The sequence below is a fragment of the Microcella sp. genome (genome assembly GCF_051860105.1).
Taxonomy (GTDB): domain Bacteria; phylum Actinomycetota; class Actinomycetes; order Actinomycetales; family Microbacteriaceae; genus Microcella.
Genome location: NZ_JBHYEO010000022.1, coordinates 22,085 through 35,411 on the forward strand (window position 1 = coordinate 22,085; position 13,327 = coordinate 35,411).

10 protein-coding genes are annotated in these 13,327 nt (G+C 68.6%); 6 read left to right on the forward strand and 4 right to left on the reverse strand.

The features are described 5' to 3' along the window. Positions 1–17 precede the first annotated feature (17 nt). From ACTIE9_RS11035 to ACTIE9_RS11050, 4 genes are all read left to right on the forward strand, one after another. Positions 18–1,235, forward strand: coding sequence for a sensor histidine kinase (locus ACTIE9_RS11035; RefSeq protein ID WP_439565623.1), 1,218 nt, complete (start codon positions 18–20; stop codon positions 1,233–1,235). A 125-nt stretch (positions 1,236–1,360) separates the two neighbouring features. Beyond that, the gene (locus tag ACTIE9_RS11040) at positions 1,361–2,044 is read left to right on the forward strand and encodes a hypothetical protein (RefSeq protein ID WP_439565624.1); all 684 of its coding nucleotides are present in this window, start codon (positions 1,361–1,363) and stop codon (positions 2,042–2,044) included. A gap of 257 nt (positions 2,045–2,301) precedes the next feature. Next, positions 2,302–4,035, forward strand: coding sequence for an ABC transporter ATP-binding protein (locus ACTIE9_RS11045; protein ID WP_439565625.1), 1,734 nt, complete (start codon positions 2,302–2,304; stop codon positions 4,033–4,035). Continuing rightward, positions 4,032–5,930, forward strand: coding sequence for an ABC transporter ATP-binding protein (locus ACTIE9_RS11050; RefSeq protein ID WP_439565626.1), 1,899 nt, complete (start codon positions 4,032–4,034; stop codon positions 5,928–5,930). The genes ACTIE9_RS11045 and ACTIE9_RS11050 overlap by 4 nt, the downstream gene beginning before the upstream one ends. A 92-nt stretch (positions 5,931–6,022) precedes the next feature. On the opposite strand, the gene ACTIE9_RS11055 is transcribed toward ACTIE9_RS11050, so the two are convergent. From ACTIE9_RS11055 to rmuC, 4 genes are all read right to left on the reverse strand, one after another. Then, a complete protein-coding gene (locus ACTIE9_RS11055; RefSeq protein ID WP_439565627.1) occupies positions 6,023–6,991 on the reverse strand; it encodes a bile acid:sodium symporter family protein in 969 nt (322 codons plus the stop codon). Further along, a complete protein-coding gene (locus ACTIE9_RS11060) occupies positions 6,988–8,730 on the reverse strand; it encodes an AMP-binding protein (protein ID WP_439565628.1) in 1,743 nt (580 codons plus the stop codon). The genes ACTIE9_RS11055 and ACTIE9_RS11060 overlap by 4 nt, the downstream gene beginning before the upstream one ends. 123 nt (positions 8,731–8,853) lie before the next feature. Further along, on the reverse strand, positions 8,854–9,243 hold the full coding sequence (locus ACTIE9_RS11065) for a VOC family protein (RefSeq protein ID WP_439565629.1): 390 nt from the start codon (positions 9,241–9,243) through the stop codon (positions 8,854–8,856). Positions 9,244–9,253: 10 nt separating this feature from the next. Then, positions 9,254–10,597, reverse strand: a complete 1,344-nt coding sequence (rmuC, locus tag ACTIE9_RS11070) for a DNA recombination protein RmuC (protein WP_439565630.1) — start codon at positions 10,595–10,597, stop codon at positions 9,254–9,256. Between the two features lie 151 nt (positions 10,598–10,748). Here rmuC and ACTIE9_RS11075 point away from each other — a divergent pair, with 151 nt between their 5' ends. Beyond that, positions 10,749–11,666 carry a LysR family transcriptional regulator gene (locus ACTIE9_RS11075; protein WP_439565631.1) on the forward strand — a complete coding sequence of 306 codons (918 nt, stop codon included), beginning with the start codon at positions 10,749–10,751 and terminating at the stop codon, positions 11,664–11,666. A gap of 122 nt (positions 11,667–11,788) precedes the next feature. After that, complete coding sequence (locus tag ACTIE9_RS11080) at positions 11,789–13,276, forward strand: CoA-acylating methylmalonate-semialdehyde dehydrogenase (RefSeq protein WP_439565632.1); 1,488 nt, start codon at positions 11,789–11,791, stop codon at positions 13,274–13,276. Positions 13,277–13,327 lie beyond the last annotated feature (51 nt).

Below are 13,327 nucleotides of genomic sequence, written 5' to 3' on the forward strand. Positions count from 1 at the left end.
TTATCGGCGTTGTCTTCGTGAGCGTGCTGACCGCGACACTCACGTCGAGCGAGGCGACTACCGCCGAGCAGCAGGCGGAGCAACTCGCTGAGTCCATCGACGACGGCGTGATCTCCGCCGAGTGCGTGGTGGAGGATCGTGAGGAAGAAATTGTGCAATTGCAGCTCGATGGCGCTGTCGTGGCTTCTTCCGATGACGACGCGCTCGCCCCGTTGCCGCGTGAGGGGAGGGCTGACACTGAGGAAGGCCAGGTCATCACCGCGAGCGCCGAAACCGAGCTAGGCGACGTGGAGTACGTCGTCGTCGTCGCGCGCGAGCTCGACGCCGTTTCGGAGGCAACCACGACCGTGGCGGCACTTCTTGCACTGCTCCTCCCTATTCTCACCGCAGGCATCGCGCTCATCGTCTGGCTTGTGGTCGGCCGCGCCCTGCGCCCCGTCGAACGCATTCGCCGAGATGTCGACGCGATCAGTTCCGCCCAGCTCAACCGGCGTGTCGACGTGCCGGCGACGGGCGACGAAGTGGCTGAGCTGGCAAAGACCATGAACCGTATGCTCGAAAGACTCGACGAGGCGCAGTCCGCCCAGCGCCGGTTTCTTTCCGATGCCTCCCACGAGCTTCGGTCGCCGATCGCATCGCTCGTTCAGCACGCCGAGCTTGCGCAGCACCACCCCACTGCTACCGATTTGTCGACTCTGGCGGATGTTGTGGGGGCTGAGAGCGGCCGCATGGCTGAGCTGGTTGACTCGATGCTGTCTCTCGCCCGGGCGGAGGAGAGCAGCATGCCGCGGGGTCCGGTCGATCTGGACGATCTCGCGCTCGCCGAGGCGTCCAGGTTGCGAACTCTTTGTTCCCTCTCGATCGACGTGAAGGGCGTGAGCGCGGTGCGCACAACCGCGGACGCACCCGCTATGGCGCGAGCACTGCGCAACCTGTCGGAGAACGCCCGTCGACACGCACGCACACGAATCGCCCTGTCAACATTCATCGACGGCGAGAAGGCCGTCATAGCTGTGGACGACGATGGACCCGGAATTCCGGAGGAGGAGCGGCGGCACGTGCTTGAGCGCTTCCACCGCCTCGACGAGGCCCGGTCGCGCGACGCCGGTGGGTCGGGTCTCGGCCTTGCGATCGTCGCCGGAATGGCAGCCGCCCACGAAGGCGACGTACGCGTGCTCGATTCCTTGCTTGGCGGTGCGCGGATTGAGATTCGCCTTCCGCTGTCGAGTGACTAATCACGCATCGCGTGAGGCCGTGCGCGTCCTTACCAGCCACAACAGAAGATGGTGTCGCTTGCGCCCTGAAGGCGACTTCAGGATGCTTCAGCGCCGCTTCAGTGCCTTCCCGGCACAGTTGTCTTATGACCGAAATGACACCTCCTCCGCCCCCTGCTAACTCGACCGCCGTTCCGGGTGACCGCTCTCATCAAGATCCTCCTGCTTGGCGCCGTCGCCGCACGGCAATTACTGGCGGTATCGCTGCCGCCTCGCTCGGGCTCGTCGCCCTCACCGCCGGCGTCACGGCAGTCACTGTTGACGCCCTTGAGGACGACGACGATCGCATCTCGACTGTGCAGACCGGCGGCGCTCTGACGTCGGAGGCCTCGCCCGGGTCGAGTGACGGCTCTCAGGCCAACAACGCTTCCGAGACCGCCACCGTCGAGCAGTTCGAGTCCGCCCGCGACGCGGCGGTTGACGCTGCTGGCGGCGGCACGCTCGTTGAGCTCGAGCGCACGCGCGATGGGTGGAGCGCCGAGGTGCTCCGTCAAGACGGCAGCGAAGTCGACGTGCGACTCGGTGCCGACCTCGGCGACGCAGTCGTGGGAATCCCCGAGCGTTCCAACGACGTCCGAGTCGGCTCCCTCGACGGCGACGGCATTGCGCGGGCGATTGAGGCTGCTCTCAGCGAGGTCGGCGGCCGGGCACACGAGATTGCTCTCACCGACGATGACGGAGGCGCCTACCAGGTAGACATCCGCGGTGAGGTGCGCGCCGACATCGTTCTCGACGCACAGTACGCCGTCATCGAAGTCGACTTGGACTGAGCAATGTGCGGTTCCGATTCAGGGCTACCGCAGCAATCCGCAGCAGCGCTCTACTCGGTGACCAGATGACGGGACTGTAGGAGATGCTTATGCGGCCTGGATTCAGTGCTGTCTTCGAATCCAGGCCGCATCAGGCATTCGGCTACACCTCACTGGCCGCATCACGACTTTCTTGGACAGCATCCGGGGCGCCGTTCGCTGAGAGCGGCACGCTCGCGGCGGGCGCACAGCCCGCACGGGTGAAGAATGGGCAGGCCATGCTTGCATTCATCCTCCGGCGGTACTTGAAGCCCTACGGGCTGCTCATCGCGGGTGTCGTCGTCTTCCAGCTCGCTCAAGCCGTCGCCTCGCTCTTCCTGCCCGCGCTCAACGCGGCGATCATCGACCGCGGCATCGCCACGGGCGACACGGGCTACATCCTCATGGTCGGCGGGGGGATGCTCGCCATCACGCTCGTGCAGATCGCGTGCGCCATCACCGCTGTCTACTTCGGCGCGCGCGTGGCCATGGCGCTCGGGCGCGACCTGCGCGGCGCGGTGTTCGCCCACGTCGGCACCTTCTCGGAGCGCGAGGTCAGCGGCTTCGGCGCCCCCTCGCTCATCACGCGCACGACGAACGACGTGCAGCAGGTGCAGATGCTCGTGCTCATGACGAGCACGATGCTCGTGAGTGCGCCCATTCTCGCCATCGGCGGCGTCATCATGGCGCTGCAGCAAGACCTCGAGCTCTCGCTCATCATGGCCGTCGCGATCCCCGTGCTGCTCATCGCGGTGAGCGCCATCATCGTGCGCACGGTGCCGCTGTTCCGCGTCATGCAAGAGCGCATCGACACCGTCAACCGCGTGCTGCGCGAGCAGCTCTCGGGCATGCGCGTCGTGCGCGCCTTCGTGCGCGAGCGCCAGGAGGTCGATCGCTTCGCCGACGCGAACGCCGCCCTGACCGACACGGCCTTGCGCGCGGGCCGCCTGTTCGCCCTCATGTTCCCGATCGTGCTGCTCGTGCTCAACGCGTCGAGCGTCGCCGTGCTGTGGTTCGGCTCGTATCGCATCGAATCGGGGCTCATGCAGGTCGGCGCGCTCACGGCCTTCCTCACCTACCTCATCCAGATCTTGATGGCCGTGCTCATGGCCACGTTCATCGCCGTGCTGCTGCCGCGGGCGGCCGTCTCGGCCGACCGCATCGGCGAGGTGCTGCAGACGCCCTCCTCGGTCGTTCTGCCGGCGAACCCGGTCACGACGCTCGAGGCGAGCGGCCGGGTCGAGCTGCGCGACGTGACATTCGCCTACCCGGGGGCGGAGCATCCGGTGCTCGACGGGGTGAATCTCGTGGCCGAGCGCGGGCGCATGACAGCCATCATCGGCAGCACGGGCTCGGGCAAGACCACGCTCATCAGCCTGCTGCCGCGACTCTTCGATGCGACGGGCGGTGCGGTGCTCGTCGACGGCGTCGACGTGCGCGAGCTCGACGCCGACCTGCTGTGGAGCCGCATCGGACTCGTGCCGCAGCGCCCCTTCCTCTTCTCGGGAACCGTCGCGAGCAACCTGCGCTTCGGCAAGCCCGACGCGACCGATGCCGAGCTGTGGGCGGCGCTCGAGATCGCGCAGGCCGCCGACTTCGTGCGCGCGATGCCCGAGCAGCTCGACGCGGGCGTAGCGCAGGGCGGCACGACCGTGTCGGGCGGGCAGCGTCAGCGCCTTGCGATCGCGCGTGCGCTCGTGAAGCAACCTGAGATCTACGTGTTCGACGACTCGTTCTCGGCCCTCGACACGGCGACGGATGCCCGGCTACGAGCCGCGCTGCGCCGCGAGGTCGCCGACGCCACCCTTATCGTCGTCGCCCAGCGCGTGGCGACGGTGCAAGACGCCGACCAGATCATCGTGCTCGACCAGGGTCGGGTCGTGGGCCGCGGCACGCACGCCGAGCTGCTCGCGGGCAACGAGACCTACGCCGAGATCGTCAACAGCCAGCTGCGAGCGGAGGCGAGCGCATGAGCACGGCACCCGCACGACCGGTCGGCCCTCCCGGAGGAGTGCGCCGCGGCCCCATGGCCGGCCCCATGGGCGGCGGCATCGGCATGCCCGCCGAGAAGGCGATGACCTTCGGCCCCTCGGCGAAGCGGCTCATCGGCCGCCTCGCCCCCGAGCGCGCGCTCGTCATCACGGTCATCGTGCTCGGCGTGATCAGCGTGCTGCTGAGCGTCGTGGGCCCCGCGCTGCTCGGCATGGCGACCAACATCATCGTCGACGGGGTGTTCGGCAACGGTGACGGCGCGGGTCAGGCGGGCGACGGCGCGGGCATCGACTTCGCGGCGCTCCAGGCGCTGCTCGGTGTCGTGCTGCTCGTCTACGTCTTCTCGTCGGTGTTCTCGTGGCTGCAGGCCTACCTGCTCAACGGCGTCACGCAGCGCACGGTCTACCGCCTGCGCGAAGAGGTGCAGGGCAAGCTCAACAGCCTGCCGCTGACCTACTTCGACCGGGTGCAGCGCGGCGAGGTGCTGAGCCGCGTCACCAACGACGTCGACAACATCTCGCAGAGCCTGCAGCAGACGCTGAGCCAGTTGCTGACCTCGCTGCTCACCGTCATCGGCGTCATCGTCATGATGTTCGTGATCTCGCCCATCCTCGCCCTCGTCTCGCTCATCACGGTGCCGCTCACGCTCGCGATCACGGCCGTCATCGCGAAGCGCTCGCAGAAGCTCTTCGTGGCGCAGTGGGCGCACACGGGCGAGCTCAACGCGCAGATCGAGGAGACGTTCACCGGTCATGCTCTGGTCAAGGTCTTCGGCCGGCAGCGCGAGGTCGAGCAGCGGTTCTTGGAGAAGAACGAGCAGCTGTTCACGGCGAGCTTCGGCGCGCAGTTCGTCAGCGGCATCATCATGCCCGCGATCATGTTCGTCGGAAACCTCGTCTACGTCGCGATCGCCGTCGTCGGCGGACTGCTCGTCACGACGGGCGCCATGACGATCGGTGGCGTGCAGGCCTTCATCCAGTACTCGCGGCAGTTCACGCAGCCGCTCAGCCAGCTCGGCTCGATGGCGAACCTGCTGCAGTCGGGCGTCGCGAGCGCCGAGCGCGTCTTCGAACTGATGGATGCGCCCGAGCAGACCCCCGACCCCTCGCCGGCGGCGACCCCCGATGCCACCACGGGTCGACTGGTGTTCGAGGAGGTGTCGTTCCGGTACGACCCCGACGTGCCGCTTATCGACGGGCTGTCGCTCGTAGCCGAGCCCGGGCAGACCATCGCGATCGTCGGCCCGACGGGCGCGGGCAAGACGACGCTTGTCAACCTCATGATGCGGTTCTACGAGCTCGACGGCGGGCGCATCACGCTCGATGGAGTCGACATCGCCGCGATGACGCGCGACGATCTGCGTTCGCGCATGGGCATGGTGCTGCAAGACACCTGGCTGTTCGGCGGCACCATTCGCGACAACATCGCCTACGGCCGACCGGATGCGACCGAGGAGGACATCCTCGACGCGGCCCGCGCCACCTACGTCGACCGGTTCGTCGGGGCGCTGCCCGACGGCTACGACACCGTGCTCGACGACGACGGCGAGAACGTCAGCGCGGGCGAGAAGCAGCTACTAACGATCGCGCGCGCCTTCCTCGCCCGCCCGAGCGTGCTCATTCTCGACGAGGCCACCAGCTCGGTCGACACCCGCACCGAGGTGCTGGTGCAGCACGCCATGGCGGCACTCCGCCGCGACCGCACGAGCTTCGTCATCGCGCACCGCCTCTCGACGATCCGCGACGCCGACCTGATCCTCGTCATGGAGGCGGGCCGCATCGTCGAGCAAGGCACGCACGACCAGCTGCTCGCCGCCGACGGCGCCTACGCCCGGCTCTACGAGGCGCAGTTCGCAGCGCCCGTGGGCGAGGCGTAGAGCAAGCACAGGGCAGCGCCCGTGGGCGAGGCGTCGCCGCGAACGACGACGGGGGCAGTGCCTCGCGGCCCTGCCCCCGTCGTCGAGTGCTGCTACAGCAGGTTGGGGATCTTCTGCTCGGCCGCCGTGTTCGCGCGACGGAAGACGAACGTGACGACGGTCGCGAGGAGCACGATGAAGAGCGAGTAGAGCGCCGGCACGATGAGGATCAGCCCGATGTCGGGGTTGCCGCTGAAGGTGAGCAGGATGATCGCGATCGCGAGTGGGCCGTTCTGGATGCCCGTCTCGAGTGCGATCGTGCGAGCGTTCGCGGGGTGCAGCCGGATCGCGCGCGAGATGCCGTAGGCGATCACGATGCCGAAGAGTCCGAGCCCGATCGCCACGACGTAGGTCTGCCACGCCGTCGACGTGAGCAGCGCCCAGTTGCGCGGAACCCACGTCGCCACGAGGAACACGATGAAGAACAGCCCGAAGAAGCCGCCCATCAGCTCGAGCACGGCCCCGATGTTGGCGCTGTAGCGGCGGATGAGCATGCCGAGCACGACCGGGATGAGCAGCACCGCGAGCGTCACGACGATGTTCGTGATGGGAATCTGGAACTCGGAGCTCTCGCCGGCGAAGAGCAGGCCGCCGAAGATCGCGAGCGCGAGCGGCGTCATGATGATCGCCCAGAGGGTCGAGTTCGTCGTCATCATGACGCTCAGCGCGAGGTTGCCCTTCGAGAAGTACGTGAACATGTTCGACGTCGTTCCCGCGGGCACCGCGCCCATGAGCAGGGCGCCGATCGACAGCGGAACGGCGACCTCGGGTGCGAGCTGGAACAGGAACACGAGGCACAGTACGTACGCCAGCACGGGCATGATGCCGAACTGCGTGACGAAGCCGATGATGAGCCCCGATGGCCGCTTGAGGGCGAGCTTGAAGTCGCGCGGCGTGAGTCCGGCTCCGAGGCCGAACATGATGACGAACACGAGGCCGACGAGCAGGTTCTGCTCGAAGGGCGTGACGACGTCCTGCTCGTTGACGACCGCCTGAGTGGCGATGATGGCCGGCGTGATCACGACAGCTCCCTTCCCTGGGTCTCGATACTCGCGGTGGCCGAGGAGACGGCCTCGGCCCGCAGCTCGCGCCGCAGGATCTTGCCGATCGGGCTCTTCGGCAGCTCGTCGACGAACCGCACCGACTTCGGCACCTTGTAGGCGGCGAGGGTCTCGCGGCAGTGGGCGAGCACGGCCGCCTCGGTGGGAGGCGTCGCCGTGGCGACGATGTAGGCCCGCACGGCCTCGCCCGACTTCTCGTCGGGGATTCCGACCACGCCGACCTCGAGCACGCCCGGCAGCTCGGCGATGCGCTCTTCGATCTCGTTCGGGTACACGTTGAAGCCGCTCACGAGGATCATGTCTTTCTTGCGGTCGACGATCGTGAAGAAGCCGTCGGCGTCCATCTCGGCGACGTCGCCGGTGCGGAACCAGCCGTCGACGATCGAGGCGGCCGTGTCGTCGGGGCGCTGCCAGTAGCCGAGCATGACCTGCGGGCCCTTCGCGGCGATCTCGCCGGGGGTGCCGGGCGCCACCTCGTTGCCGGCATCGTCGATGCAGCGCAGCTCGGTCGACGGAACCGGGATGCCGATGGTGCCCGCCTTCGCGCTGGGGCCGAAGGGGTTGAAGCTCAGCACCGGCGAGGTCTCGGTGAGTCCGTAGCCCTCGACGATCGGGGTGCCCGTGACCTCGCTCCACTGCGCGGCGACCGACTCGAACAGCGCCATACCTCCGGCGGCCGAGGCCCGCAGGTGGCGCGGCGGGCTGTCGAGGAACCAGCGCTCGTTGAGCAACGCGTTGAAGAGCGTGTTCACGCCGGTCACCCAGGTGATCTTGTAGTTCTCGAACGCGCGCTTGAGGTTGCTCGGGGGTCGCGGCGAGGGCACCAGGATGTTGCGGGCGCCGAGGCGGTAGAAGCCCAGCAGGTTCACCGTGAAGGCGAACACGTGGTAGAGCGGCAGGGCCGTGAGCACGGTCTCGAGACCGGGGCGCATGTACCCGCCGCACATCTGGATCATCTGCAGCGTGTTCGACACGAGGTTGCCGTGCGAGAGCATGGCGCCCTTCGAGACGCCGGTCGTGCCGCCGGTGTACTGCAGCGCGGCGACCGTGTCGGCCCCCACGCCGTCGAGGTAGCCGGTGAGCGCGGCGGCCGACTTCGCGGCCCGACCGGCGCTGAGCGCCGCGGGGAATGCGGTGTGCTCGACCGTGATCGGGGGCAGCGAGCGGTTCCAGAACTTCTGCACCATGCGGATGACGCCCGCGATGACGGGCGGGAAGAACTCGGCGATGCGCACGGTGACGACGGTCTCGATGCCGGTCTTGGGCAGCACCTCGGGCAGCCGGTCGGCGAACATGTCGATCACGACGAGCGCCTTCGCGCCCGAGTCGGAGAACTGGTGCACCATCTCGGTGGCGGTGTAGAGCGGGTTGGTGTTGACGAGCACGCAGCCCGCTTTCATGACACCGAAGGCCACGACCGGGTAGGCGAGGCAGTTCGGCATCTGCACGGCGACGCGGTCGCCCTGCTCGAGGCCGATGACCTCGCGCAGATAGGCCGCGAAGTCGTCAGACAGGGCGTCGACCTGCGCGTAGGTCAGCGAGCCGTTCATGCCGTTGGGCATGCACTGCGTGAACGCGATCGTGCCGGAGTAGGCCGAGCCAGAGTGCCGGATCATCGCGGGCAGATGCTCGAAGGGCACCGTCTCGAGGTCGGGCGCCACGTCGTCGGCGTAGTGGGGATTCCAGGGGCGTTGGGTCATCGTTGATCTCTCGCCGGAGGGTGGATCGCCGGCGGAGCCACCGACGATGGTGAAACGTGCTTCATCATATCGGGGGCTCCGGATGCTCGCGAGAGCCGACGCGCCCCCGACCGCCGCGGCGCCTCAGTCGGCGTTCTGCAGCACGGAGATGATGTTGCCCGCCGGGTCGGTGAACCATGCGATATCGGGGCCCTGCTGCGAGGCGATGCCGCGGGCGATGCCGCGCGCATCCTGGCCGAAGCCCTCGTACCGCAGCATCTCGACGCCGAGCCCGACGAGCTCGTCGACGGCGGCGTCGATGTTGGCGACCTCGAGGTTGAGCACGGTGTAGGTCGCGGGCACGTGGTCGGGCTTGGGGTACACGAGCACCCAGCCACCGCCGGGCAGGTCGATCGAGAGCTGCCCCATCATCTCGTCGTTCACGGTGAGGCCGAGGGTGTCGCGGTAGAACGCTCGCGCCGCGTCGATGTCGGGTGCGGCGAAGCCGCCGAAGGCGAACATGTAGTCGACCATGGCGGGCAGGCTACTCCGGTGCGGGCTCGGCGTCGAGAGTGCTGAACTCGAGCTCGGGCGCGGGCTCGACCGCCTCGAGCTCGGCGACCAGCTCCATGGCGGTCAGGTCTCGCGGGGCGTCTTCGATCGCGGCGAGCGGCCCGAGCACGGTCGATTCGTCGAGCTTCTGCAGCTTGCGCGCCGTGGGCAGCACCTGCCGCTCGAGCGAGCCGACGAAGCCGTTGTAGTTCTTGATCGTGCTCTCGATGGCGCGGCCGAGCTTCTCGACGTGGCCCGCCATGGTCGACAGGCGCGAGTACAGCTCGCGGCTGAGGTCGAACAGCACCTGCGCATCGGCGGTGAGCACGTCTTGCTGCCACGAGAATGCGACGGTCTTGAGCACCGACCAGAGCGTGACGGGAGAGGCGAGGGCCACGCGCTTCGAGAACGCGTAGTCCATGATCGCGGGGTCGGCCTCCATGGCCGACGACACGAGCGACTCGCTGGGGATGAATGCGATGACCATCTCGGGCGAGGTGCCGAGACCCGCCCAGTAGGCCTTCGACCCCAGCGCGTCGATGTGGGCGCGCACCGCCTTGACGTGCTCCAGCAGCAAGCGCTTTCGGCGGTCGCCCTCCTCGCCCGTCGCGGTGATCGCGATCTGGCTCGCGGCAAGGTACGCGTCGAAGGGCACCTTCGCGTCGACGGGGATGTGCTTGCCCCCCGGCAGATGGATGACCATGTCGGGGCGGCCCGCGCCGGCGTCGGAGCTCACCGTCCACTGCACGTCGAAGTCGACGCGCTCGATGAGGCCCGCGGCCTCGACAACGCGCCGCAGTTGCGTCTCGCCCCAGACGCCGCGGGTCGAGTTGCTGCGCAGGGCGCCCGCGAGCGACTCGGCGGTCGCCCGCAGGCGCTCCTCCGCCTCGGTCGCCGACTTCAGCTGCTGGGTCAGCTCGCCGTGCTGCAGGCTGCGCTGCGTCTCGAGCTCGGTGACCTTCGCCTGCATCGAGCGCAGGGTCTCTTGCACCGGGGCGAGCTGCTGCAGAACCTTGCTCTCGGCGCGCTCGCGCTCGGCCTGCGCCGCCTGCTCGGTGCGCACGCGCTCGACGAGCTCGCGGTACTGATCCTGCGCCGAACCGATCTGCTCGCGCAGGCCGGCGGCGGTCGCCTGCAGCGCGGCGAGCTCGGTCGAGAGCTGCGCCCGGTGCTGCGCCTCCTCGGCGCGGATCTCGGCGATCGCCGTCTGATGCCGCGCCTCGATGACCGCGGGGTCGTCGCCGGCTGACGAGCGCCGGGCGAGCACGAGCCCGAGCAGGGCACCGAGCACGGCGCCGATCAGCAGGCCGATCACAAGGGGCAGCACGAAGTCCATGGTGGCCAGTGTGCCAGTCGCCTCCGACGCCAGCCCGTGTCACACATCAAGGAACTTCGGCCGCATTGCGGCCTGCGCATAGAGCTGTGCGGGTGTCGAAGCGGCAAGACTCCGTGATTGGTGACGCGAGCGGGCGGCCTACGCTGGGCGCATGAGCTCCGGCCCCGACCCGCACGAGGTGAGCGCCGACGACCTGCGCTACCTGCTCGCGGTCGCGCGCGTCGGTCGGCTCGTCTCGGCCGCGGCCCTGCTCGGCGTCGACCACACGACCGTGCGCCGTCGACTCGACCGCCTCGAGGCAGCCCTGGGCGCGCGACTGCTCGACCGCGGCGCCGATGGCTGGCAGCTCACGGCGATCGGCCGCGATGTGGTCGAGCGCGCGGCACCGCTCGAGGGGCTCGTCGAGCAGGTGGTGGCGGCAGCATCCGGTTCTGACGCCGTGCGGGGCACCGTGCGCGTCGCCGCGCCCGAGGGCTTCGGCTCGCTGTTCGCGGCGCCAGCGCTCGCGCGGGTGCGCGTCGAGCATCCCGGAATCGCTCTCGAGCTCGTGACCTCGACCCGCCCGTTGAGCCTGCGCGGCTCGGGCTTCGACCTCGCCGTCACGGTCGGGTCGCCCGCCGGGTCGCGCGTCACGGCCGAGCTGCTCACCGAGTACGCGCTGCGGCTCTACGCGGCGCCGAGCTACCTGGCCGCGCGGCCCGCCATTCGTACGCCCGCCGACCTCGAGGGCCACGACCTGGTCTTCTACGTGGATGCCCTGCTCACCGTGCGCGAGCTCGACCTCGCAACGCTCGGGCTCGAGGGCATGCGGCTCGGGTTCGGCTCGACGAACGTGTTCGCGCAAGCAGAGGCCACCCGGGCCGGAGCGGGCATCGGACTGCTGCACGCCTTCATGGGCGAGGGCGCGCCGGGGCTCGAGCCCGTGCTGCCGCGGGCCGTCGACGTGCGGCTGCCGTTCATGCTCTCGACACGGCCCGACAGCCCCGCGGTGGATGCCGTGGCGATCGTGCGGGATGCCCTGCGCCGCGAGGTCGCCGACCGGCGGGACGAGCTGCTTCCTCCGCGCTGAGCGCGCGCGAGCATCCCGAACCGGCTTGTGCGTTTCTGCACATGACCTGTGCGCCGATGGTGCTTGATCGCAGATGATCGGGGGCGCAGACTGGGCACGACTCGTCCAACGAAGGAGCACACATGTCGGTCGTCAAGCACTGGGTGAACGGCGCGGAGTTCGCCGGGGCATCCACCCGCACCGCCCCCGTCTACAACCCCGCCACGGGCGAGGCGCAGCGCCAGGTCGCGCTCGCGACCACCGCCGACGTCGACCACGCCGTGCAGGCCGCGAAGGCCGCGTTCCCGGGCTGGTCGAACACCTCGATCGCCAAGCGGCAGCAGATCATGTTCGCGTTCCGGGAGGGCCTCAACGCGCGCAAGGACGAGCTCGCCGCGATTCTCACCAACGAGCACGGCAAGGTGCTGAGCGACGCCGGCGGCGAGATCGCGCGCGGCCTCGAGGTCGTCGAGCTCGCGTGCAGCATCCCCCAGCTCATGAAGGGCGAGTTCAGCGAGAACGTCTCGACCGGCGTCGACGTCTACTCGATCAAGCAGGCGCTCGGCGTCGTGGGCATCATCAGCCCCTTCAACTTCCCGGCCATGGTGCCGCTGTGGTTCTTCCCGCTCGCGATCGCGGCCGGCAACACCGTCGTGCTGAAGCCCTCGGAGAAAGACCCGAGCGCCGCGATCTGGATGGCGCAGCTGTTCAAGGAGTCGGGACTGCCCGACGGCGTCTTCAACGTCGTCAACGGCGATAAGGAGAGCGTGGATGCTCTGCTCGAGCACCCCGACGTGGCGAGCATCTCGTTCGTGGGCTCGACCCCGATCGCGAAGTACATCTACGAGACCGCCTCGAAGCACGGCAAGCGCGTGCAGGCCCTGGGCGGCGCGAAGAACCACATGCTCGTGCTGCCCGACGCCGACCTCGACCTCGTGGCCGACTCCGCCGTCAACGCGGGCTTCGGCTCGGCCGGCGAGCGCTGCATGGCCATCTCGGTCGTCGTGGCCGTCGAGCCGGTGGCCGACGCACTCATCGAGAAGATCCAGGCGCGCATGAGCGGCCTGAAGGTCGGCGACGGCACGCGCAACTGCGACATGGGCCCGCTCATCACGCGCGAGCACCGCGACAAGGTGGCGAGCTACCTCGAGGTCGCCGAGCAGGACGGCGCCTCGATCGTCGTCGACGGCCGCGGCATCGAGGTCGACGGCGACGCCAACGGCTTCTGGCTCGGCCCGACCCTCATCGACAAGGTGCCGACAAGCTCGAAGGTCTACACCGAAGAGATCTTCGGCCCCGTGCTCTCGGTCGTGCGCGTCAAGACCTACGACGAGGGCCTCGCACTCATCAACAGCTCGCAGTACGGCAACGGCACGGCGATCTTCACGAACGATGGCGGCGCTGCGCGCCGCTTCCAGAACGAGGTGACCGTGGGCATGGTCGGCATCAACGTGCCGATCCCCGTTCCCGTCGGCTACTACTCGTTCGGCGGCTGGAAGAACTCGCTGTTCGGCGACGCCAAGGCCTACGGCACGCAGGCGATCCCGTTCTTCACGCGCGAGAAGGCGATCACCTCGCGCTGGCTCGACCCGAGCCACGGCGGCATCAACCTGGGCTTCCCGCAGAACTAGCTGTAGTGCCCAGGCAGGTTGTTCAATCTGCTGATGGGAGGAACCTTGCCG